The following is a 22,314-nucleotide window of genomic DNA, read 5'->3' on the forward strand; positions in this document are numbered from 1 at the left end:
GGCATCATGACGACGGACACTCCGGCCCGGCTCCTGACGCTTCTCTCTCTCCTCCAGACGCCCCGCGAGTGGCCCGGCGGCGAACTCGCCGACCGGCTCGGGGTCTCCCGTCGCACGGTCCGGCGGGACATCGACCGGCTGCGTGAGCTGGGCTATCCGGTGCAGTCGACCATGGGCGCCGACGGCGGCTACCGGCTGGTGGCCGGCAAGGCGATGCCGCCGCTCGTCCTCGACGACGAGGAGGCGGTGGCGATCGCGGTCGGTCTGCGCGCCGGTGCCGGGCACGCGGTGGAGGGCGTGGACGAGGCGTCGGTGCGGGCGCTGGCCAAGCTGGAGCAGGTGCTGCCGTCGCGGCTGCGTCACCGCGTCGCCACGCTCCAGGCCGCGACGACACCGCTGATCAGCGGGGACGGCCCGAGCATCGCGCCCGAGACGCTGACCGTCATGGCCTCCGCGGTGGCCGGGCGGGAGCGGCTGCGGTTCGCCTACCGCGCGGGGGACGGCACCGAGTCGCGGCGCGTGACGGAGCCGTACCGGCTGGTGTCGACGGGGCGCCGCTGGTACCTGGTCGCCTACGACCTCGACCGGGAGGACTGGCGGACCTTCCGGGTGGACCGGGTGAGCGGGCCGTCGGCGACCGGGGCGCGGTTCGCTCCGCGCGAGCTGCCGACCGGGAGCGCGGCGGAGTACCTGCGGCGCTCGATGCAGCGGCACGGCGACTCGTACGAGATCGTGGTCGCCTTCGACGCCCCGGCCGAGGTCGTCGCGGCGCGCCTGCCGCAGTGGCTCGGGGAGCCGGAAGCCGCGGACGACGGCGCGTCGTGCGTCCTGCGGGCGACCGTGTCCGACGCGGTGGAGTGGATGGCGTTGCGTCTCGCGATGCTGGACGTGGACTTCCGGGTGCGGGAGCCGGTGGAACTCGTGGAGTGCGTACGAGGACTGGGGGCGCGGTTGGCGAGGGCGGCGGAGGGCGCGTGACCTGGCACCGGCGGTTGGCGAGGCGCGGCGGAGGCGCGCGACCTGGCACCGGCGGTCACCGGGGGCGGCCGAGAACGCGTGACCCGGCACCGGCGGTCGCCGGGGGCGGCTGAGAACGCGTGACCTCGCAGTGATCGCAGGTCACCGTCGGTCCGGTCCCCGGCGTCGGCCCTACCCTCGCGGTGCGGGTCCCGGCTCCCAGGTGAATCCCCGCATGCCCTGCAGGTTGCGCAGGGCCGCTTCCAGGGGACTGCGGGCGGACTCGGGGGAGGTGGCCCAGCGCTCCACGGCCACCCGCACCGCCGCCCCCGCGACGGCGGCACCGAAGTGCAGTTCGGGCGCGGCCCTCAGACGCGCGGCAACGTTGTCGTCACCGCCGGACATCCGCTCGGCCAGCACCTCCGCAAGGCTCCGCTCCGTCGTGTGGCAGACCTCCGCCCACACCTTGCGCAGGGCCGGGCTGCTCTCGGCCAGCCGGATGAGCGTGCGGGCCCATTCCCAGGACGCCGCCGAGACGCCGGCGCCCGGCGTCAGCGTGTGCCGTACGGCGTGCTCCAGGGCCTCGGAGGGGCTCAGCTCGGGCGGGGCCTCGCGCACGGCCGCCGCCCAGCGCTCGGCGCCCAGCGCGTAGAGCGGGGCGACGGCCTCCTCCTTGGTGGCGAAGTAGCGGTAGAAGGTGCGCGGGGCGACGCCGGCGGCCCGGGCGATGTCCTCGGCCCGGGTGGCTCGCAGGCCCTGGCCGACGAAGAGGCGGGCCGCCGCGCGGGCGATGGCCATCCGGGTCTCGGCCTTGCGCCGCTCGGTCAGGGAGAGCGCCTGCGGACCGGTACCGGAGCCGGAGGCGGGCGACTGGGGGGCGAAGGACGCCGGACCGGCGGACGGGACGGGGTCGCCGGGCGATGCGGGGGCGGTGCTGCTCACTTCGGCAGGCTATGCCGCTGTGGCAGAATCTGCCATCCGGCGGGCCACCCCGGGGTTCAGGTCCGGGGTGTCCCGCCGCCCGGATACGGGCCGGTGCGTGGCCGGTCCGCGCTCCCGCACGGATGGAGCCGGGCTGCGGCGCCCCGGGGGGGAGGGGCACCGAGCCCGGCTCGGGAGAGTCCCGGCGCCGGGGGGAGTGCGTCGGGACGTGGTCCTGGGTGGCCCGAAGGCCGGTCCGGGAGGCGGTGGCCCGGGACCGGAACCGCTGGGCCCGGAGTTGTTTTTCCCGGACCCCCGCCGGTTGAAGCAGCGTTGTACGGCCATGTTTGCGCGGGGTTCGGCCACCGGCGTGCGCCCCACGCAGCACGCTACGCCCCCTCCCTCACGCGTGCTGTCTAGGCCGCCGCCTCGAAGCCGGTGTCGCGGGCCAGCTTCTTCAGCTCCAGCAGCGCGTGCTTCTCGATCTGCCGGATGCGCTCGCGGGTGAGCCCGTGCTCCTTGCCGACCTCGGTCAGCGTGCGCTCACGGCCGTCGTCGATGCCGTACCGCATCTTGATGATGGAGGCCGTGCGCGGGTCGAGGCGGCCGATGAGGTCGTCGAGCTCCTCGCTGCGCAGCAGCGTCATCACCGACTGCTCGGGCGACACGGCCGAGGTGTCCTCCAGCAGGTCGCCGAACTGGGTCTCGCCCTCGTCGTCCACCGACATGTTCAGCGAGACCGGGTCGCGGGCCCAGTCGAGGACGTCGGTGACGCGCTCGGGGGTCGAGCCGAGCTCGGCGGCGATCTCGGCGGGCTCCGGCTCGCGGCCGTGCTCGCGGTTGAACTCGCGCTGCACGCGCCGGATCCTGCCCAGCTCCTCCACCAGGTGGACGGGCAGCCGGATGGTGCGGGACTGGTCGGCGATGGACCGGGTGATGGCCTGACGGATCCACCAGGTCGCGTACGTCGAGAACTTGAAGCCCTTGCGGTAGTCGAACTTCTCGACCGCGCGGACCAGGCCGGCGTTGCCCTCCTGGATCAGGTCGAGGAGCGGCAGACCGCTGCGGGGGTAGCGGCGGGCGACCGCGACGACCAGACGGAGGTTGGAGCGGATGAAGACGTCCTTCGCCCGCTCGCTCTCGTCGATCAGCGCCTGGAGCTCCTCCCGGGTGGCGTCCGCCCCGGTCTCCTCGTAGCCTTCGAGGACCTGCCGCGCGAACACACCCGCCTCGATGGCCTGACTGAGCTCGACCTCCTTGGCGGCGTCGAGCAGCGGTGTCCGCGCGATCTCGTCGAGGTACATGCCGACCAGATCGCGGTCGGCGAGCTCGCCGCCGTTGGCGCGGACGCTGGTTGCCGCGGCGCTCGTCTCGCCGGTGGCGGACTTACGACGGGCGACGGCACGGGTTGCCATGCGTGCTCCCTTGCGATGGTGGTTCAGCGGGCGGTCCTGTGGACGTCGGTCACCGTGTGGGGTTGTCTCCGGTCCCGGATCCACTCTCGGGACGCTCCGGTCTCTTTCGGGACTCTCCTCGGGTGCCCTGCATCCGATGGAAACAACGACTGGAATCCGGACAGAATTCCCACCCCGTCCTCCGAATTTCCTGATCATGCAGTACCCTGCTGCGCCACACGGGGGGACGCGATGCCGACGGAGCGCGCGCAGGTCCAGGTCAGGGCGGGGGCACGGGACCCCTCGAAGCCCTCGGCGACCTCTGCCACCACTGCGCACGCGAGACGCCCGTCACGTTCGGCACCGCCTCGTTCACCTCTGTAGACGGCCCGCACCGCCCGAGGGTTGCCACGGACCCGGACCCACCACCCGCCGTCCGCCACCCGCCGCCCGCCGCCCGCCGCCCGCCGCCCGCCGCCGTCAGCCGAACTGCACCGACCGCTTGGCCAGCCCCATCCAGAACCCCTCGATCACGGACCTGTGCAGATCCAGCTCGCCGGCGGCGTCCGCGGCCCCCATCGTCACGAACAGCGGGGCGAAGTGCTCGGTGCGCGGGTGGGCCAGCAGGCCGGCCGGGGACGTGCGGACGAAGTCGAGCAGCGCGTCCACGTCGCCCGCCTCCAGGGCGCGCCTGCCCCAGTCGTCGAACTCGGCGGACCAGGCGGGGACACCGGACTGACGCAGTGCGGCCAGGTTGTGGGTGAAGAAACCGGAGCCGATGATCAGCACGCCCTCGTCGCGCAGTGGCGCGAGCCTGCGGCCGATCTCCATGAGCCGCGCCGGATCGAGGGTCGGCATGGAGACCTGGAGGACCGGGATGTCGGCGCCGGGGTACATCTCGACGAGCGGCACGTACGCGCCGTGGTCGAGGCCGCGGTCGGGGACGTCCTGCACGGGCGTACCGGGGGCGCGCAGCAGTTTGCGTACGGACTCGGCGAGCGCGGGGGCGCCGGGAGCCTCGTAGCGCACCTGGTAGTAGCGCTCCGGGAAGCCCCAGAAGTCGTAGACCAGGGGGACGGTCGTGGTGGCGCCGAGGGCGAGCGGCGCCTCCTCCCAGTGGGCGGAGACGACCAGGACGGCCTTGGGGCGCGGCAGGGCCGCGGCCCACGCGGCGAGTTCGCCGGGCCAGACGGGATCGTCGGCGAGCGGCGGGGCGCCGTGGCTCAGATAGAGGGCGGGCATGCGTTCCCGGGTGGCGGCGGACATGACGGCTCCTCCAGTACTTGAACTCTCAACCTCTACTCCGGAATCTACCCAGTCTTTGTTTAAACTTCAAGCAGTGGTTCCGTACGATGGGATACATGAACACGGCACCCATCCCGGTCCCCGCCGACGAGCCCCGCTGGCTCAACGCCGAGGAACAGCGCGTCTGGCGCTCCTACATCGAGGCCGCCACCCTCCTCGAGGACCATCTCGACCGTCAGCTCCAGCGCGACGCGGGGATGCCGCATGTCTATTACGGCCTGCTGGTCAAGCTCGCCGAGTCACCCCGGCGACGGCTGCGGATGACGGAGCTGGCCCGGTACGCGAAGATCACCCGCTCCCGCCTCTCGCACGCGGTCGCCCGCCTGGAGAAGAACGGCTGGGTGCGCCGCGAGGACTGCCCCTCCGACAAGCGGGGCCAGTTCGCGGTGCTCACGGACGAGGGCTACGCGGTCCTGGGGCAGACCGCGCCGGGACACGTGGAGGCCGTGCGCCAGGCCGTGTTCGACCGGCTCACCCCGGAACAGCAGAAGTCCCTCGGCGAGATCATGCGGATCGTCGCCGAGGGACTTCAGCCCAGTGAAGCGGGCGCGGACCTGCCCTGGCTGCGCTGAGCGCGCGGCCGGGGCAGGTCCTGGGAACCGTGCGCCGGGGGCGTCCCCTCCCCCTGCGCACGGATGGAACAGGAGACCCGAAGGGGTGCGGTGTCCGGCGTCAGTGGGCGACGACGGGCACCGGCAGCTCGTCCTCGACCGCGTCGCCCGCACCGGAACCCGTGACGGTGGTCTGCTCCGGGCGCCCGGCGTTGACGAAGGTCAGGGCGATCACGGCGGCCGCGGCCAGGATGCCGACGGCGAACCAGATCGCGCTGGTGTAGCCCTGCACCTGGCCCTCCAGCTGGACCAGCTGCTGCTGGGAGCGGGAGGCCGCGCCGCCGATGTGGTCGGCGATGTAGGACGTGGTGGCCGAGGCGGCGATCGTGTTCAGCAGCGCCGTACCGATCGCACCGCCCACCTGCTGCGAGGTGTTGACCATCGCGGAGGCGACACCGGCGTCCCGCGGCTCCACTCCCATGGTGGCCATGGACATGGCCGGCATGAAGGCCGTACCCATGCCGAGGCCGAGCAGCAGCATGCCGGGCAGCAGCACGGCGGCGTAGGAGGTGTCGATCTCCAGCTGGGTCAGCAGCAGCATGCCGAGGGCGGCGACCAGGAAGCCCGGGCCCATCAGCAGGCGGGGCGCGACCCGGGTCATCAGCCGGGTACCGATCTGCGTGGAGCCCGTGATCATGCCCGCGATCATCGGCAGGAAGGCGAAGCCGGTCTTGACCGGCGAGTAGCCCTTCACGATCTGCAGGTAGTAGGTGAGGAAGAGGAACAGCCCGAACATCGCGATGATCGCGAGGCCCAGCGAGAGGTAGATCCCGCCCCGGTTGCGCTCGGTGACGACGCGCAGCGGCAGCAGCGGGGCCTTGACCTTCGACTCGACGACCACGAAGGCGAGGAGCAGCACGGCCGCACCGACGAACATGCCGACCGTCACCGCGTCGCCCCAGCCGTTCGACTCGGCGCGGGTGAAGCCGTAGACGAGGGCGACCAGGCCGAGCGTGGACAGGATCACGCCGGGGACGTCGAGGGGCGAGCGGTTGCGGCTGCCCTGCGGTTCACGGATGACGAGGTAGGCGCCGGCCGCCGCGACGATCGCGAACGGGATGTTGACGAAGAAGGTCCAGCGCCAGTTCAGGTACTCGGTGAGGAAGCCGCCGAGGATCAGGCCGACGGCGCCGCCACCACCGGCGATCGCACCGTAGATGCCGAAGGCCTTGGCGCGCTCCTTGGCGTCCGTGAACATCACGGCGAGCAGGGAGAGCGCGGCGGGCGCGAGCAGGGCGCCGAAGACGCCCTGGAGGGCGCGGGAGCCGAACATCATCGCCTCGCTGGTGGCCGCACCGCCGAGCGCCGAGGCGACCGCGAAGCCGGCCAGACCGAGGACGAAGGTGCGCTTGCGCCCCCACAGGTCGGCTATCCGGCCGCCGAACAGCAGCAGGCCGCCGAAGGCGAGGGCGTAGGCCGTGACGACCCACTGCCGGTTGCCGTCGGAGATGCCGAGGTCCTGCTGGGCGGAGGGCAGGGCGATGTTCACGATGGTGGCGTCGAGGACGACCATCAGCTGGGCGAGCGCGATGAAGACGAGCGCTTTCCAGCGCCCGGCGTCCGGGACGCCGGGGGCCTTGAGGGCTGTTTCAGACATGGGGATACCCACTTCGGGACTTCGTGACGGAAAAAGGTGAGCAAAGGGACGGCCGGACCATGGCGACGGCCACGGGGGGCCGCCGTCCGCGGTGCGGACGATCGGGTGTCGCGGGATCAGTGGATCGGAGTCGTGGAACCGGTCGACCGGCGTCGTTGAGCGGTCGGCCGGACGGGGTGGAACCGGTCGGTCAGGAGTCGCGGAACTACTGGTCGCAGGGCCGGCGCAGCTCCTCCATGGTCACGGCGGTGCCCGGCAGGGCGGAGCGGGCCGGAGCCCGCAGCCCGTCCAGGAACAGTTGCAGGTGGCGGTGGACGAACCGGTCGGCGCTCAGGCACCCCGTACCGGCCGGGGGCCGGCTGAGCTGGGCCGCGGCGATCATCAGATCGCCCACGCCCACGTCGGTACGGAGCTGACCGGCCGCCTTCGCCCGGTCCATGACCTCGGCGATGAGCCGCTCGACCCGTTCCCGCGCCGCTTCCAGGTCGGGGTGGTGCTGGTCGAAGGTGCTGGAGACCATGGGGCACAGGGCGCTGATCCGCTCGTCGGCGGCAACGTGCACGAAGCGCTCCAGCGCCCCGAAGGCGTCGCCGTTCTCCGCGAGCGCGAGCTCGGCCGCCCGTGCCGTACGGTCCATGACCGAGCAGACGACCTCGCGTACGAGGGCGTCGCGGTCGGGGAAGTTGCGGTACACCGTGGCGTTGCCCACGCCGGCCCGGCGGGCGATGTCGTCGAGCGGCACGTCGGGGCCGTGCTCGACGAACATCTCGCGGGCGGCGGTGACGATCCGCTCCCGATTGCGCAGGGCGTCGGCGCGGGGCCGGCTCACCTTGTGCTGCTCGGGGGTTGCGGTCTGCACGGCGTACTCCTTGGGCGGTGGGACTGGCGATCCGGGGAGGGAGTCCCCGTTTCGCTCGGACACATGGCTAAACGGGGAAACGATCCCCGGTTATTTCCCCGCTCCGGAAAGAATCACCGTGACCTGGGTCACACCCCGTCGACTCCCCCTGCCCTCCTGCCTCCCCACCCCCTCTTGCCTCTGCTTCCTCACCCTCTTGCCCCTGTCTTCTTGCCCCTCTTACCTCTGTCTCCTTGGCCCCCCTTACCTCTGCCTTCTTGCCCCCTGTTCGGCGCCCCGCCCTTCACCGGCCCCTCCCCCGGTCGGCGGCTACCGGCGAGAAACCCACGATCGGCTCCTCCAGCGCGCGCCCGTCCCGCCCTCGCCCCAGGGTGAGCGAAAGGGTGCAGCCGGTGACCGGGGGCTGCCGTGGTCCGGGAGGTCTGCATGCAGCCGCAGCCGCAGCCGCAGCCGCCGAGCCGTCGGATACGCCCGCGCCGGCTGGCCGCGATCGCCACCGTCACCGTCGTGACCTTCGCGGTCAGCACCTCGGCCGGCACCGGGCGGCTCGCGCCGGGCACCACGGCGGCGGGCCCCGGCGGCCCGGCCGCCCTCTCCCGGTCCTCCGCGCACGGCCCCTGCATGATCACCGGCGGTCCCGAGATCCAGATGTCCGAGGGCGTCCCCACCTCCGCCGGCTACGCCCGCTCCACCGGCACCGTCCGCGCCCTCACCCTGATGATCGACTTCTCCGACGCACCCGGCGAGGGCGAGGCGCTCGACCGCTACGCGGAGTTCTTCCCGCAGACCGAGGAGTGGTTCCGCACCAGCTCCTACGGCCGCCTCGACTACCGTCCCGAGACGCCGCTCCGCGACTGGCTGCGGATGCCGAAGTCGTTCGCCGAGTACGGCATAGAGCGGGGCGCACCCTTCGAGCCCGGTTACCGGGAGATGGTGCAGGACCTGGTCGCGGAGGCCGACGCGAAGGTCGACTTCCAGGAGTACGACCTCCTGAACGTGCTGGTCACCCCGAACGCCGGCCCCTCCGCCCTGGACACCGTCCTGTCCGTCACCTTCGCCGGCAACCCCGAGGCCCCGGTGGCCGACGGCGTCCCGGTCTCCAACGCGTCCTTCGTCTACTCCCGGCAGGACGACGGCTCGGGCTCCTACGACGAGACCGGCTACCGCGTCCTCCCCCACGAGAATGGCCACGTCTTCGGTCTCCCGGACCTCTACACCCAGGAGGGCGGGGGAGCCGTCGGCCACTGGGACATCATGAGCGAGGACTGGGGCGCCAACAACGACGTCCTCGGCTGGCACAAGTGGAAGCTGGGCTGGCTGGACCCCGCCCAGGTGCACTGCGCGTCGGCGCCGGGGACGCGGGAGTACACGCTGACGCCGCTGGCCCGCAAGGGCGGCGACAAGGTGGTGGTCGTCCCGCTGGACGGCCGCAGCGGGTACGCGGTCGAGCTGCGCACCCGCGAGGGCAACGACGAGACGGTGTGCCGGCCGGGTGTGCTGATCTACAAGGTCGACGCGGACGTGGACACCGGAATGGGCCCGGTGACGGTGTTCGACTCCCGCCGGGACAGCGGCGGCTGCACCCGCAGCCCGAACGTCCACGCCGAACTCTCGGACGCCGCCTTCGTTCCGGGCGAGACCTTCGAGGACCCGCGCCGGGGCATCACGATCGCGGTGTCGGGGGCGGACCCGAACGGCGACCACAAGGTGCGGGTCACCCGGGGGTGAACGACCGGGGCGGGCGGGCGGTACGGACGCGGGGCCGCCGTGCGGCACGGGCCCGGGCCGGCCGGGATTACGGTAGGCCTGCCGCGATCGCCGTACCGGAGAGCCGATGCCCGCCCACACCACGAACGACACCCCGCGCGACGAGGGTGTCGCCGCCCCGGCCGAGGCGGTCGCCCCGCTGCTGCGCGGCATCGCCGTACTGCGCCGGCTGACCGAGGCGGACGGCGGCACCCTCAGTCTCAGCGCCCTGGAGAAGGCGACCGGCCTGGCCCGCTCCACGGTCGACCGCGTCACGGCGACCCTCGCCCGCATGGGATACGTCCGCCTGGACGGCCGCGACGTGACCCTCGCCCCCCGCCTGATGGAGCTGGGCAACGCCTACCTGGCCGCCCTGCGCCTGCCCGCCCTGCTCTCCGCCCGCGCCGACGCACTGGCCGACGCACTGGACGAGTCGGTCTCCCTCGCGGTCGGCGACCGCGACGGCATCCGCTTCATCCACCAGGCCACCCGCCGCCGCGCGATGTCCCTCAGCTTCCGCATCGGCGACCTGCTCCCCGCCGAACGCACCGCGCCGGGCCCGCTGTTCGCCACCGAGTGGACGGACGCCGACTGGCGCCGCTGGCACGACCGCAGGGCGACGGACCCGCGGGACACCACCTTCCCGGCCGTCCCCCCGCGCGAACACACCACCCCCGACGAGGACTTCGAGCACCGTACGGCGCGGGCGGCGGCCGACGGCTGGGCGCTGGACGACCAGTTGATCGAACCGGGCCTGGTCGCGGTCTCGGTCCCGGTACGGGACCCCGGCTCCGGCCGGGTGGCGTGCGTGGCGAGCGTGGTGAGCCATACGAGCCGCCACACCGCCGGTGACCTGCGGGCGGCCCTGCTCCCCCGCCTGCGCACGGCCGTCGCGGCGATGGAGGACGACCTGCGCACCGCCCCGCCGCCGGAGCCGGGAGCACCGCCCGCGGGTCTCGCCGTCTGGACGGGAGCGTCGAAGCAGGAGCTGGGCCGGGAGTTCGTCGAGTCACTGGCCCGCGGGCTGACCGTACTGACCGCCTTCGGCGAGAGCCGGCCGGCGCCGACCCTCACGGAGATCGCGAAGGCGACGGGCCTGGCCCGGGCGACCGTACGACGGGCGCTGATCACCTTCGAGCACGCGGGGCTGGTCGCACCGGCCCCCGGCCGCGCCTTCACGCTCACCCCCCGGGTGCTGTCCCTCGGGTTCCCGCCGCTCTCCCGCGCCTCCCTGCCGGAGATCGCCCAGCCCCACCTGACCGCGCTCGCCGACCGCGTGCGCGAGCCGGCCGCCCTGGCCGTCCTGGCGGACTCGGGCGAGGAGATCCAGTACACGGCCCGGGCGTCCACGAGCCACGTACTGAGCGCCCACGTCACGGTCGGCGCCCGGCGCCCGGCGTACGCGACGGCACCGGGCCGCGTACTGCTCGCCGGCCTGCCCGCCGACCCCCTCCCCGAGGTCCGGGCCCAGGGCCACGCCCTGGTCGACGAGGAGCTGGAGGCGGGTCTGCGCTCCCTCGCGGTCCCGGTGCGCGACCGTACGGGCCGGGTGGTGGCGGCCGTGAACGTGGCGACGCACGCGGCCCGCAGGAGCGCAGTGTCCTGCGTGGCGGACGTCCTGCCGGAACTGCGGCGCACGGCCGACCTCGTCGAGGCGGACCTGCGGGTGGCGGGGCGGTTCAGGACGGTGCCGACGACCTGACCCGGACGCCGGCCCTGGCCCGTCCGCCCGGTCCCGACCTCGCGGCCCGTCCCGTGGCTCAACGAGGGCTGCGCGTGCCGTACGGCGGGCCAGGCTCCCGGCGGGGCTAGGCCCCGTCCGCCGGGGCCAGTGACCGCCGGTACCAGTCCTCGTGCCGGGCGAAGCCCTCCTCGAACGCCGGACCCGGCGAGGTGTCGAGGTCCGTCCACAGCGGGTCGGCGTCGAACCAGTGGTCGCTGATCAGCAGGTCGAGGTCGTGCCGGGAGCCCCCGCGGGCCCGCAGTGCCTCGTACGCCTGGTCGAGGGTCAGATCGCGCTCGGGCCACGGGACGTCCGCGACGGCGGCCACCGTACGCAGCACCGTGTGCCAGGGCACGGGCCGCGGGTGGCAGGCGTGGTAGACGGGCGCGGTGAGGTGCCCGGCGGGTGCGAGAGCCACCCCGACCAGGGCACGGGCGAGGTCCTCGGCGGCGATGACCGACACCTGCGCCTGCCAGCCCGCCACCGTGCCGGGCAGGACCCGCAACAGCCGGGCCAGCGCGGGCACCACCCTCGTGTCCCCGCGGCCGTACACCATGTGGGGGCGGACGACCGTGCCGCCGGCGGCCAGTACGGCGTCCTCGCCGGCCGCCCGGGTCCGCGAGGTGGCCGACCCCGGGGCCCGTCGCAGGTCCTGCGGGCGAGCGCGCCGGAAGGTGCCCCGCCCGTACACCGCGGCGGTGCTGAGCTGGACGATCCGCCCGACACCCGCTCGGCGGGCCTCGTCGACGAGCGCGGCCGTGCCACGGGCGTTGACCGCCTCGCACCGTTCCTCCGGGCCGCCGATCAGGGAGGCGCAGTGCAGCACGGCGTCGGCGCCGTCGCACAGGCCGCGCAGCGTGCCGGGGTCGGTGAGGTCCGCGCGGACGACCGTCGTACGGGGCCCGTCCGCGCGCACCCGGGCGTCGTGGGCCGTCAGCCGCAGGGTGACGCCGAGGCGTTCGGCCTCCCGGACGACGTGCCCGCCGATGAAGCCGCCGGCACCGGTGATCACGAGGGTGGACACGGGCCGCCTCCTCAGCGGAACGGGGTCGGGCACGGGGCCGCGGGCGCGGTTGCGGTTGCGGTTGCGGTTGCGGTGAACACCGTGTCGATCCCACAGGGCGCGTAGCGCGCGAAGGCGCTCTCGAGGCCGCCGGGCAGGGCGTCGCGCGGGCCCGTCGGGGCGTGCGCGACCTGCGGGGCCGCCTCCAGGAGCACCATGCCGGGCACGTGGTCGGCCGGATGGTCGAAGCAGACCGGGTGCGCGGTGTCCACCCGCGGCTGCCGGCGGTGCGGGGAGCGCGCGTCGGCCGCGGCCAGGACGACGTCGCGGGAGTCCTGTCCGCCGACGCGTTCCGGCGCTGTGCCGACCGCTTCCGGCCGGGCGGTGAACGACATGGGTCGGATCATATCCCTGGCGATCCGTCAGATCCTCAACAACGGTGACGAGGAGGCCGCCCGATCCCCGACTCCCCGACCTCGCCGGCCTGACCCGTTCACACCGCACACACACCCGGCGCCCACCCGAGGAGGCAGCACCCGCCCGAGCCCCGATCCGGTACCCTGTGGATCGAGCGCCCCGGCGGGCGCTGCGACACCTGCCCGGGCCCACCCCGGACCCCGTCGCAGCCGCCGGCCCCGGGACACTCAGGGCTTGACGGACTTCCGCTCAAGCCCCGCCTTCGTAGCTCAGGGGATAGAGCACCGCTCTCCTAAAGCGGGTGTCGCAGGTTCGAATCCTGCCGGGGGCACAAGGGAGAAGGCCACCTAGGAACGTTCCTAGGTGGCCTTTGACATCCACTTCTGACATCAACGCGGGCGATCACCCACGATCAGGGCGCCGCTTCCTGAGCAGCCGGTCCATGTGACTCATGGCCTCGCGCTGCGTGTCCTGCACAACGTGTGTGTAGACGTCCATGGTGATGCTGATCTGAGAGTGCCCGAGGATCTCCATCACGACGCGGGGTGCGACTCCGGCCGCCGTGAGGAGTGTGGCGGTGCCGTGCCGGGCGTCATGCAGCCGGATCACGCGGAGGCCGGCGGACTCGGCGACGCGGGTGAAGGAGCGGTAGACGTTCCGCGGCTCGACCTGACGGCCGGTACGGGTGGTGAAGACGTAGCCGGACTCCTGCCACTGCTCCCCTGCCTTGACCCGAGCAGCCGCCTGCCGCATCCGGTGCCAGCGCAGGGGCGCGATGCAGAGGGCGGGCAGCGGGACGGCCCGGCGACGGCGACTCTCTTGGGGTCATCGTCGTAGAGGACACCCCGCCGGCGCTGCGTCTGCTGACGAACGTAGAGAACACGGTTGTCGAGGTCAAGGCCCGCGCACGGCGCGGGCGCGCGCCGCCTCTGCGGCGCGGCCTGCCTCCTGTCTGCGCCCCGGCTGGCCGCGCCCGACGGCTGCGGGCATGAAGTGGGAGAACACCCTCTGTGGCTGGGGCGGTCGGCTCCACGGCTTTAGGCAGCCACTTTGGGGCGAGCCTCTAAGATCTTGGCCCCAACGTCGTGCTTTAACGGGCAGGTCCACAGACTGCCCGACTCGCCATCAGCTTACGGGGCCAAGATCACTCGCCCCAAAGCAGCTCCAGCTCAAAGCCGCTCCACCGACCTTGCAAGATGAGCTCCGCCGTATGCGCTTAGAAGCGGAATCCGAAAAGACCTCCGTCTTCCAAGTCGTCCGTCAGACGCGGTTCGCGCACAAACGGAGCATCATTGAACCCTAGGCGGACTGCCTTAGCTAGGTCGTCAGAGTTAATCGTGGCGATGTACTGCATTCCCTCTTCTGCACTTACTTCGGCGGCCAGTGCGAAGGCCTTAACCAGTTGCCGCTCATCAACGCCGTCGAAGAGATGGCTATCGTGTACAAGGAAGTCTGGGCCACGCCCGTGACGATGCGCTAGAACAGAAAGGGCAAGATCGAAACAAAAGATCACCATGTTTCCGATGCCGCGACTGTTGTCGCTGCGAATGTACGGAGTGATTTGGAGATTTTCACGACCTGCCTCGATGCGCAGATAGGCCTCTCGTTCGCCGTACAACTCCCGGGCGAATCGTGAGAACAGCAGCGTTGCTTCGGCTTGCTGCTCACGTCGCTCATTAAGATCAGTTGCGACAGCTTGCTGTTGTTGCAAACGTTGGGCCGTGATTTGCCGCGCGCTCGCTTCGAGTGCTTGAGCGGCTTCATACCTGTGACGCAATGCCTCGACATTCGCCTGTTCGCGAGCCAAAGCCTGTTGAAGAGCCGTCAGAGCTTCGAGAGCTCCGCCTTCATTCAGCATGCGCAAAAGCTGCGCTTGTTGCTCGCCGAGCCTAGCGCGCTCATCCCGCCGCTCAGTCAATCGGCTGGTTAGGCTCTCGATTTCAGCTTCAAGGAAAACTCGACGGTTCCGCACCACAGATTGATGAAAAGTTTGCACATCGTCAAACCGTCGCCGGACTTGATCCCCCAGCAAAATACCTAGTTCGCGGTAGGCCGACTCCATGTAATCCACAGTGACGTCGCTGGCCTCCGTGACAGCTTGCTGCAGCTCTTCAAGGTTGCTCTGGTCAATGGTGTCATCCTGCGCAAGCTGCTTGATTCGACGAGCTAGTGCGTCCGCTTCCTGCTTGACCCGTTCGTATTCGGGAACCACTTGGAAATCGGCAATCTGATCTTCAAGGCGACGCAATTGTGCCTCAGCGAGGGTGATCTGACCGCGCAGGTCTGCGGTTGAACCGACAATCCGACCCCATACCGGATCATTGACTGCCTTTCGCAACTGCGTGCGAGTGGCTTTTTGTGCGGAGAGTTTACGATATCCATCAGCAAGTTCGTAATCCAGGCCCAAAAGATAAGCTAGATTAGTTGCGGCATCGGCTTTCCGCTGCTTGGAAAAACTCTCCGTTGCTTGATTAAACCCGTGTGCGGACGCCCGTCGCATTAGGAACGACAGCATGGTGCGACCGCTCACGCCAGAGGCGTCTGCGCGAACACCAAATAGGTCCTTCTCGATCAGCTTGTTCCACTCATCAAGCGTGACCTCTGCCGGCCCCCCGAGCGCGAACATCTCCTCTTGCCTGCCAGGGCGGATGTCTGGATCAAGTTGCACAAAATTAGGCCGACTAGCCCGGCGCCCCACAGTCAGAACGCCATTACTCGGCCAATCCATCTTCAGGTGAAAGTTCACACTCCGAAGATGCCTGTCACTGACTAGTGAACGCTTGTCTACGCGTGCGCCTAGAAGGAAGTGGATGAGCTCAATGAGACTTGATTTTCCAGCACTATTACGACTGTCAGTCTCGGTGGAGGAAGTCCTCTTCTCAGCCACAATCAGGTTCATTCCGCTGGTGAATGATGCGGTTTTGAACCGCGGGTCATCAGCGCTGAGCTGACGCAGCATGGATCCTCCTCGCTACAAGCAAGTCCTGGCGAAGCTCTACGGCGCCCAAGCTGTACAGCATATCTAGTGCTAGGACGAACCATTCGAACGACACCGGAGAAAAGTGTTCATTCTCAATCCGCCATGCCTTTAGCCGCGCCCACGCCTGACTGACAGTACGGGGCTCTTCAAGCTGCATGAGGATCTGGGCGCCAACGGCCAACAGGCATCGGTCGGGGGAAATTCCCTTCGTCGGAGTAATCATGCAGATGCCTCAAGGGTTTGCGCCGTCCATCCCGGCGGTGGGGTTTCAAAGATGTCGCACCGGTCGAAGAAGTGAGCTAGTACTACCCACGCTGCGCGATGCACCTTGGGATGCTGTCGCTCATTTCCGAGAACGTACATTTCCAGTTGCCACAGGACTTCCTCAGGCTCGTCCCACTCGGCCTTCAGTTGCTCATAATAGATTCGGAAACCTTCTGCAACTTCGTCGTGCTCGATAGCGCGCAACGACCCGTCGTAAAAGGCCTCGACGAGGTGAGCCTGTCGTCTCCCCTTCTGTAGGTCTTCTCGGGCGTCTTCATCCAGACGGTTATAATCCATCTTGGTAGGCGGCACATTGTCCAGAGGCATTAAGGGATCAGACTTCGTCCTAAGCTCCCTCAAGTGCTTCAACAATGGGGCAAGGTCTTCCATTCCGAGGCCATACACCACTGGGCGTACGGGTATTTCGCAGTCAAGGATATCTTCCGCAGACTCGAGGTCCAGCCGCATACACTCTTGCCAAAGGCGCCGGATCCCTATCTGTTCGAACGCAAGAGCGGGATTTGCGGCCTTGGCGTCAGCCAGAAGTGTCGCTATCTCGGGATGCATTCCTCTGCGGTCGTTATGAACAAAAACAAAGACGTCGAATTGACCTGACCGTTTTTCTTTTGCCTTCTTCAAATCCGAATTGAACTTTGACTTGGTGTCGGTCGCACTGAAAGCGTGAGGTGCGTAGCTGGCGAACAATTTCCTGTCGTGGAGTGTCAGCCCGTCCGCCCCTTGGTCTCCGATATTTCCGTGCGTGCGCACGTCGAGAAAATCGGGATAGCGCGCGCACATCAAATCGTGGAAAAAGTCTTCGAAAGCCGAACCGGTCAACTCGCTCATGCGTTCAAGAAAGCGAACGCGCGCGAACAGTCGTTGCTCGTGGCTCATCCTCATACAGCCCCCTCACCCCTGCAGATCACGGTAGCTCTTCGTGATACCCGCTGGAAACCGGGTGGGCACAACTTGTCACGAGCTGAGTTCATCGGGTGATCGGAGGGGGACGGTGCCGACAAGCGATGGAGGCCAAGTGAAGAGGCGTACAGGCCGAGGCGGAGCCCTCGCAGCGACGGTGGAACCTTCCCTCAGGGTGTTGGTGCAACGCCCCCGACGCATGGAGCAGCCAAGGATTGGCCGTCATCGCTGCCGAACGCCCGTCTGGCAGCACCCCCGACACGACCGACGGCCCGGCGCCTGGCGTCGCCCGCAGCGTGCACGACCTCAGCAGTGGCGGCACCAGCGCGTTCGTTGAGGACCGCTGCGAACTCGCGATCAAGACTCCAGCGAGCCTCAGTAGCGGCTACTGCGACGCTGCTGGGGCCTGCGACACTCAAGACTGCTTGAGCTCGGATGAGCTCTGACAACCCAGCCTGCGCTGCCTCCAATCGATCTTGATGCGCCTCTTCGGCCATGCCGGGTGATCTGGTCCGCTGGACGAGCGCAGCGCAGCGGATGGCCGTCTCTATGAACTGGATACATGCGTCCGTCTGCGCCGTCCGGCTCTCCTCTGCCCGCCGCTCGGCGTGATCCTGCGCTGCGACTTCTCGTTGCACCTCTGCCTGGCGAAGTACGCCCCGAAGTGCCAACCATGAGGTCATACCTGAGGCCACGAGGGCAGTGACTGCCGCAATGACTGCGGTGAGAAGTGAATCGCTCACAAGGGGATTGCATCAGAGAGACGCACTGCGGCGCAGGCGGTCAGGGGTCTGGCTGGCTTCCTCGTCGGGCCGTCTCTGGGCCGTGCGAGGGTGCCCGAGGCTGACCAACGGTGACCGACGGCGACAGACGCCCCACAGCCGCCAGCGGCGAATGCCCAGGTCAGGGACCCCCGGCCATACGGGATTCCGTCCAGGGCTGGCCGCCAGGCAAGATGGGGCGTTTCTCGCCCTGCCCGGGAGCTGCGGTGACTAGCCCATCGAGCGATTGTGGGCACTGCGCCGGCAGGGTACGTTCCCGCTCACGGATCGATGTAGCTCAGGGGGCGGGGATGCCTGGATACGGCCGCGCGCATAGTGAGTGGGAGGAGCTTGTACATGCCGGTCGTGGCTTCCTCGTCGAGCGAGCGAAGCTGGGCAAGCTCACCTCGTACACGGAGCTCAACGCGACTCTGGCCAGGCGAACCGGCTGCCGTCCCTTCGACTTCGAGCGTGCTGACGAACGGGCCGCCATGGGACATCTACTCGGACTGATCGTGGAACGAGACCTGGTGATCGCCCCCTCAGACCCGCCTGTCATGCTCTCGGCCCTGGTGAACTACCTAGGTGCCAACGACGCTGGCTCTGGCTTCTACCAGTTGGCCAAGGAGCTTCAGCTTCTGCCCATGAGTGCTTCGGCCGATGAGAAGTTCGACTTCTGGGTCAAGCAAGTGAAACAGCTCTACGAACGCCATGGAGCCGGTCCGGCATAGGTGTGGGATCAAGCATCTTGAGTGTCTAACTGCGTGACAACGCCGACGGACAGCGGCGGACGAGCGCCAACGTCTGCGGACCATCAGTGCAGGTGAACGGCAAGCCCTCCCAAGGTGTCCCGCCTGCCGAAGTTGCTTTGGGACGAATAGGTGTGTCTTTTGGCTGATGGAAGCAGAGGGCGGATCCTGGGCCGTCCCGGCCGTCCAAGGTAATCCGACACTGACCGGCAACGACCGAAGCCCACGGCATCTGAATCGGTCAAAGCCGTGGGCTTCTTCAGTCCCGCTGGTCAGCGGAGCCGGTGATCAGTAGAGGGGTTTCTGAGCGCTGACGGGGGCCACCTTAAGGACGCCGCATTGACCGAGCCCTTTAGGACTGGAGTTCGCTCACCGCCAGGAGATGACCGCGGCTGGTTGCCACGCGGACCACGTCTCGTAGGGCTCGGGTCACTTCGGTCAGCATGAGCCGCAGGTCATCGCGGTCGGCGTCCTGGTCGCCGAGGACTCCCGCGGCCCGCTCCAGAAGATCGGTTGCCATCCCGAGCTGTACCGCTTCGATGTTGTCCGCCAGGCGGGACATGTAGCCGCCGCTGTCATCGGTGCTCAGGTAGCAGGGCTTGCCGTCCGGGCCCGACCACGGGAGGAGTCGTAGTTCGTTCTGCGGCGTCATCTGTGCGCCCGCCTTTCTTCGATCACGTGGTGGGTGCTGAAGACGGCGTCGACACGATCCCCAGGGAACACCAGTAGTGCCGCCTCAATGACTCGCCCGGTGTTGTCTGCCGCAACGCGGGTGATCGCGAGGACGGCCAAGGCTGTGTTGATCCGCAGGGTCGACGCCTCATCCGGCGTTGGGAGACGAGCGGACACCATCTCGTGCACCTCGGCCGGCGGCGGGTCCGGCACAGAGAAACTGGCTTCCGCCGACGCCCTTGAGGACCGGTTGCTCAGCGCCGTGGTCGGTGTCAGGTCTCGCGGTACGTAGACGCGGGCCAGGCTGTGCGGGGACTCTCCCTCGTAGCTGAGTCGGAGGAATTCGGTCAGTGGGCTTCCGTCGTCCACCTTCAGCAGCGCTGTCAGGTGGCCCCGCGCGGGTAGCACCGTAGTTCGGACCGTCACGCGCAGGTCCACCTCTGCGGCAGTTCGAGGATCCAGCGTGCCCCATCCACCGACGTACGTGATCTTGCGCAGCGGGCGGCGGACGAAGTTGCCCTTGCCGTGGATCTTCTCGACGAGGCCTTCTCCCTGGAGTACGGCGAGGGCGCTTCGCAGGGTGGCCGTGCTGACCTTGTACCGGTCGGACAGGGCGGACTCAGATGGGAGCCGTTCACCGGGTCCGATTCGACCGGTCGTGATCTGGCGTCTCAGGTCGTCAGCGACGACGAGGCGGCGAGACGTCATGGACTGTGTCACCGCCTTCTCGTCATCCGCACGGCGACGAGCCGGGTCCGCCCGTTTATGGTCAACAGCTCTCCCGACTCGAACAGGAGTTGCTTCGCGCCCTGGGGCAACTGGAAGAGGTCGCTCACCCGGCATGCCCGACCGCCGACTTGGATGATGTCGCCCCGCAGAACGGTGGCCGCCGTGATCTCGACGTTGGATACCAGCGCACCCCCGGGGGCCCAGTTGCTCACCGCTTCACCGCCGATCGCGTGGAGTGGTCCGGCGCAGTGTGGCAGGGGCAGGCGCACGTCTCGTAGATCACCGGCAGGTCGACCGGCCCAGGAGATGGCGACGCTTCCGCGCAGGCTGCGTGAGTGCCGACCCGGCATGCGGTCGACCGGTAGGCAGCCGCCGCGGTTTCCGAAATGTGGAGGCGTTGACGAGGAGGCATCAGCGAACACCTGCCAGGGCCGAGTACGTCTCAGCCGACAGACGCGGCGCCACGACCACCGAGCGCTGGCGGACACGCTGTCGCTCCCAGGCCAGCACGTACGGGCGGACGAGCGCGTTGTCCTCGCCGAGGAGCAGGTGAAGGCGGTCAGTGGTGTCCGGCATCCATTCCGGGACAGCCGGCGGTTCTACGACGAGCGCGGGAGGCATCACCACCGCCATCCGGGACGGCGCTAAGGCTCGGCGGTGCCTGCCCTTGGGGAAGTACCGCGCTCTGGCGAGCGTGACGGCACGGCGGATACGGTTGAGCACGCTGCTCAGCTCCTATCGCTGATAGCTCGGTCCCCCGACATCGCCCGTCGTGGGGACCGCTTTGCGTACGACCGCCCAAAGGGTGCGGCCGTTCAAGCTGGTGGCGTGAAGCCCGAATCGATCGGCCTCCGCCACGACTTCCAGGACCTCCCGCCATGACTCGGCGGAGAGCGATTCCGGCACCTCCGCCTCGACCGACATGCACCGGTCGTGCTCCTCCACACGCGTGGTGAGCCCGACCGCCGATAACCGGGCGGCGATGGCCTCCGCGCTCACTCGCGAAGCGGGCACAGGGAAGCCTCCGTCACTCGGCGATCACTTTGAGTGAAGCTAGTTAACTAGATTAGAGCTAGTGGACTAGATTTTCCATATGTCTGAGCAGCCGCCCTATCTCCGCATCGCCAACGAGCTACGGCAGCGGATCGCGGAGCACGTGTGGGAGCCGGGGGACCGACTGCCCTCCCGCGCGCAGATCGGCCAGGAGTGCGGCGTAGGCGAGAACGTCGTCCGCAGGGCTCAAGAACTGCTGATCTCCCAAGGCGTGCTGGAAGGTCGAGCCGGTTCGGGCACCTACGTCGCCGAGCCCCGGCAGCGCGTGCGCGTCGTGCGGTCGTCGGCGCGCGAGCAGCCCGAAGGGTCGCCGTTCCGGGCGGACATGAAGGCCGTTGGCAGGCAGGGCGACTGGGAGAGCAGGACCGACGCCAAGGTGCCGGCCCCGGCGGAAATCGCCGCCCGGCTCGGGATCGCCGAGGGCGAGCTGTGCGTCCGGACCGCGTACGAGTTCCTGGCCGACGGCAGGCCTGTGCAGCTCTCGACCAGTTGGGAGCCGTACGACCTCACCGCCGGGACTCTCGTCGTTCTCCCCGAGGGAGGACCGCACGCAGGCGCGGGCGTCGTGAACCGCATGGCCGCGATCGGCATCACGATCAGCCACGCCGTGGAGCAGCCGGAGCCCAGGCCGGCGACCGCCGAGGAGGCGTCGCTACTCGGCATCCAGAAGGCCGCACTGGTCACACACATCCGACGGACGTACTACAGCGACGACAGCAGGCCCGTCGAAACGGCGGACATCGTGGTGCCCGCGGCTCACTGCGAGATCGTTTACGAGATTCCCATCCACCGGTAGCGCGTACTGCCACCGACCCAAGGCCACTGGTCGCCCCTAGCAAGTCGGATCGACTCGACTTCAGAGCCTTGGAGGACCAGTTGCGCCTTCTACACGCCGCGCCAGTCCCGGAGACCCATAGAGTGCGGACGTCATCACATGTGGGAGGGGACATGTTCGGTTTGTCGGGACAGAGGCTGCAACGGGGATTCGCCGAACTTGGGGACCTTACTGGCCGAACAGCGGACGAGATCATCACCTCTGTTGGTGCACCAATCAGCCAGAGCATGACTGGACCAGGACAGTCCTTGCTCCAGTGGCAAAGCGGCAGTTACCACATCGGAGTTCTCTTCGAGCAGGGCCAGTTCGCAGGCATCATGAGCGAAGACACTGGACTGTTGCCTGGCGGACGAGCACTGGCACATGGCTTTGCAACCCTTGGCAACCTGGCTGGTCGCAGCAAAGACGAGATCATCTCGGCGGTCGGCCCCTACTCCAGCTTCAGCGTGGCGGGCCCCCATCAGGTGCTGCTGCAGTGGCAGAGCGACGTCTACCACATCGCGCTGCTCTTCGAAGGTGACGTCTGTGTCGGGATCACGCACGAGTTCGCGATCTAACAGGTTGGCCCCTCAGTACCGTCCGTGGACCGACCCATCGGCTGACATCCAACGCTGACATCAACGAGGCCGGACGGCGGCATACAGCAGCGCCCCCGGACGACCGCCGGACCAGCCGCCAATGGCCCCAAGGACGGGCGTAGATCGAACTCCTAAAGCGGGTGTCGCAGGTTCGAATCCTGCCGGGGGCACCAGCAGACAGGCCCCGGACCGAGCTTGGTCCGGGGCCTTTCGCATCTGCTCCTGACATCAACGCGTGCGGT

At 69.0% G+C, this 22,314-nt stretch carries 22 protein-coding genes, 1 tRNA gene and 1 pseudogene; 8 read left to right on the top strand and 16 right to left on the bottom strand.

What is annotated here, in order from left to right; all coding sequences use genetic code 11:
- Positions 1-6: 6 nt before the first annotated feature.
- The gene (locus tag SAM23877_RS15310; RefSeq protein ID WP_053142512.1) at positions 7-978 is read left to right on the top strand and encodes a helix-turn-helix transcriptional regulator; all 972 of its coding nucleotides are present in this window, start codon (positions 7-9) and stop codon (positions 976-978) included.
- A gap of 171 nt (positions 979-1,149) precedes the next feature.
- On the opposite strand, the gene SAM23877_RS15315 is transcribed toward SAM23877_RS15310, so the two are convergent.
- The 3 genes from SAM23877_RS15315 to SAM23877_RS15325 all read right to left on the bottom strand — a co-directional run bounded on the left by SAM23877_RS15315 (position 1,150) and on the right by SAM23877_RS15325 (position 4,538).
- Positions 1,150-1,899, bottom strand: coding sequence for a TetR/AcrR family transcriptional regulator (locus SAM23877_RS15315; protein WP_053132638.1), 750 nt, complete (start codon positions 1,897-1,899; stop codon positions 1,150-1,152).
- A gap of 395 nt (positions 1,900-2,294) precedes the next feature.
- A complete protein-coding gene (locus SAM23877_RS15320) occupies positions 2,295-3,293 on the bottom strand; it encodes a sigma-70 family RNA polymerase sigma factor (protein ID WP_053132639.1) in 999 nt (332 codons plus the stop codon).
- A 459-nt stretch (positions 3,294-3,752) separates the two neighbouring features.
- The gene (locus SAM23877_RS15325) at positions 3,753-4,538 is read right to left on the bottom strand and encodes a dioxygenase family protein (RefSeq protein WP_053132640.1); all 786 of its coding nucleotides are present in this window, start codon (positions 4,536-4,538) and stop codon (positions 3,753-3,755) included.
- Between the two features lie 86 nt (positions 4,539-4,624).
- On the opposite strand from SAM23877_RS15325, the gene SAM23877_RS15330 reads away from it, so the two are divergent.
- Positions 4,625-5,149, top strand: a complete 525-nt coding sequence (locus tag SAM23877_RS15330) for a MarR family winged helix-turn-helix transcriptional regulator (protein WP_418080501.1) — start codon at positions 4,625-4,627, stop codon at positions 5,147-5,149.
- A gap of 100 nt (positions 5,150-5,249) precedes the next feature.
- Here the strand turns inward: SAM23877_RS15330 and SAM23877_RS15335 are convergent, their stop codons facing one another.
- Positions 5,250-6,785 carry an MFS transporter gene (locus SAM23877_RS15335; RefSeq protein WP_053132651.1) on the bottom strand — a complete coding sequence of 512 codons (1,536 nt, stop codon included), beginning with the start codon at positions 6,783-6,785 and terminating at the stop codon, positions 5,250-5,252.
- Positions 6,786-6,990: 205 nt separating this feature from the next.
- Positions 6,991-7,644 carry a TetR/AcrR family transcriptional regulator gene (locus tag SAM23877_RS15340; RefSeq protein ID WP_053132654.1) on the bottom strand — a complete coding sequence of 218 codons (654 nt, stop codon included), beginning with the start codon at positions 7,642-7,644 and terminating at the stop codon, positions 6,991-6,993.
- 426 nt (positions 7,645-8,070) lie between these two features.
- Here SAM23877_RS15340 and SAM23877_RS15345 point away from each other — a divergent pair, with 426 nt between their 5' ends.
- Both SAM23877_RS15345 and SAM23877_RS15350 read left to right on the top strand, forming a co-directional pair.
- Positions 8,071-9,372, top strand: coding sequence for a M6 family metalloprotease domain-containing protein (locus tag SAM23877_RS15345; protein ID WP_053142514.1), 1,302 nt, complete (start codon positions 8,071-8,073; stop codon positions 9,370-9,372).
- 106 nt (positions 9,373-9,478) lie between these two features.
- Positions 9,479-11,092 (top strand): IclR family transcriptional regulator domain-containing protein, encoded by a 1,614-nt coding sequence (locus tag SAM23877_RS15350; protein WP_053132656.1) that lies wholly within the window; start codon positions 9,479-9,481, stop codon positions 11,090-11,092.
- A gap of 106 nt (positions 11,093-11,198) precedes the next feature.
- Here the strand turns inward: SAM23877_RS15350 and SAM23877_RS15355 are convergent, their stop codons facing one another.
- Complete coding sequence (locus SAM23877_RS15355) at positions 11,199-12,137, bottom strand: NAD-dependent epimerase/dehydratase family protein (protein WP_053132659.1); 939 nt, start codon at positions 12,135-12,137, stop codon at positions 11,199-11,201.
- Positions 12,138-12,148: 11 nt separating this feature from the next.
- Positions 12,149-12,511 (bottom strand): AfsA-related hotdog domain-containing protein, encoded by a 363-nt coding sequence (locus SAM23877_RS41950; protein ID WP_053132661.1) that lies wholly within the window; start codon positions 12,509-12,511, stop codon positions 12,149-12,151.
- Between the two features lie 280 nt (positions 12,512-12,791).
- On the opposite strand from SAM23877_RS41950, the gene SAM23877_RS15365 reads away from it, so the two are divergent.
- A tRNA-Arg gene (locus tag SAM23877_RS15365) sits at positions 12,792-12,864 on the top strand.
- Between the two features lie 71 nt (positions 12,865-12,935).
- On the opposite strand, the pseudogene SAM23877_RS15370 reads toward SAM23877_RS15365, so the two are convergent.
- The 4 genes and pseudogenes from SAM23877_RS15370 to SAM23877_RS39075 form a co-directional block, all read right to left on the bottom strand.
- A pseudogene (locus SAM23877_RS15370) lies at positions 12,936-13,432 on the bottom strand (tyrosine-type recombinase/integrase); the annotation flags it as partial.
- Positions 13,433-13,749: 317 nt separating this feature from the next.
- Positions 13,750-15,492, bottom strand: a complete 1,743-nt coding sequence (locus tag SAM23877_RS37415) for an ABC-three component system protein (protein WP_079030224.1) — start codon at positions 15,490-15,492, stop codon at positions 13,750-13,752.
- On the bottom strand, positions 15,470-15,736 hold the full coding sequence (locus SAM23877_RS42095; RefSeq protein ID WP_079030225.1) for an ABC-three component system middle component 6: 267 nt from the start codon (positions 15,734-15,736) through the stop codon (positions 15,470-15,472). Before SAM23877_RS42095 ends, SAM23877_RS37415 begins: the two co-directional genes overlap by 23 nt.
- Positions 15,733-16,671: an ABC-three component system protein gene (locus tag SAM23877_RS39075; protein ID WP_218922752.1), complete on the bottom strand. Its 939-nt coding sequence runs from the start codon at positions 16,669-16,671 to the stop codon at positions 15,733-15,735. The genes SAM23877_RS42095 and SAM23877_RS39075 overlap by 4 nt, the downstream gene beginning before the upstream one ends.
- 1,096 nt (positions 16,672-17,767) lie before the next feature.
- On the opposite strand from SAM23877_RS39075, the gene SAM23877_RS15390 reads away from it, so the two are divergent.
- Positions 17,768-18,187, top strand: coding sequence for a hypothetical protein (locus SAM23877_RS15390; protein ID WP_174532222.1), 420 nt, complete (start codon positions 17,768-17,770; stop codon positions 18,185-18,187).
- A 370-nt stretch (positions 18,188-18,557) separates the two neighbouring features.
- On the opposite strand, the gene SAM23877_RS15395 is transcribed toward SAM23877_RS15390, so the two are convergent.
- The 5 genes from SAM23877_RS15395 to SAM23877_RS41250 all read right to left on the bottom strand — a co-directional run bounded on the left by SAM23877_RS15395 (position 18,558) and on the right by SAM23877_RS41250 (position 20,620).
- A complete protein-coding gene (locus SAM23877_RS15395) occupies positions 18,558-18,857 on the bottom strand; it encodes a hypothetical protein (protein ID WP_053132669.1) in 300 nt (99 codons plus the stop codon).
- On the bottom strand, positions 18,854-19,585 hold the full coding sequence (locus tag SAM23877_RS15400; protein ID WP_053142518.1) for a GntR family transcriptional regulator: 732 nt from the start codon (positions 19,583-19,585) through the stop codon (positions 18,854-18,856). Before SAM23877_RS15400 ends, SAM23877_RS15395 begins: the two co-directional genes overlap by 4 nt.
- 8 nt (positions 19,586-19,593) lie before the next feature.
- Entirely contained in the window at positions 19,594-19,818 is a 225-nt protein-coding gene (locus tag SAM23877_RS15405; RefSeq protein WP_053132672.1) for a hypothetical protein, read from the bottom strand.
- Positions 19,819-20,017: 199 nt separating this feature from the next.
- Positions 20,018-20,182, bottom strand: coding sequence for a hypothetical protein (locus SAM23877_RS41245; protein ID WP_244902943.1), 165 nt, complete (start codon positions 20,180-20,182; stop codon positions 20,018-20,020).
- A 159-nt stretch (positions 20,183-20,341) separates the two neighbouring features.
- Entirely contained in the window at positions 20,342-20,620 is a 279-nt protein-coding gene (locus SAM23877_RS41250) for a hypothetical protein (protein WP_053132678.1), read from the bottom strand.
- A gap of 79 nt (positions 20,621-20,699) precedes the next feature.
- Between SAM23877_RS41250 and SAM23877_RS15420 the strand changes: the two genes are divergently transcribed.
- Positions 20,700-21,455, top strand: coding sequence for a GntR family transcriptional regulator (locus SAM23877_RS15420; RefSeq protein ID WP_053132681.1), 756 nt, complete (start codon positions 20,700-20,702; stop codon positions 21,453-21,455).
- Positions 21,456-21,607: 152 nt separating this feature from the next.
- Entirely contained in the window at positions 21,608-22,051 is a 444-nt protein-coding gene (locus SAM23877_RS15425) for a hypothetical protein (RefSeq protein WP_159041981.1), read from the top strand.
- Positions 22,052-22,314: the final 263 nt, after the last annotated feature.

This window comes from Streptomyces ambofaciens ATCC 23877 (genome assembly GCF_001267885.1).
Classification (GTDB): Bacteria; Actinomycetota; Actinomycetes; order Streptomycetales; family Streptomycetaceae; genus Streptomyces; species Streptomyces ambofaciens.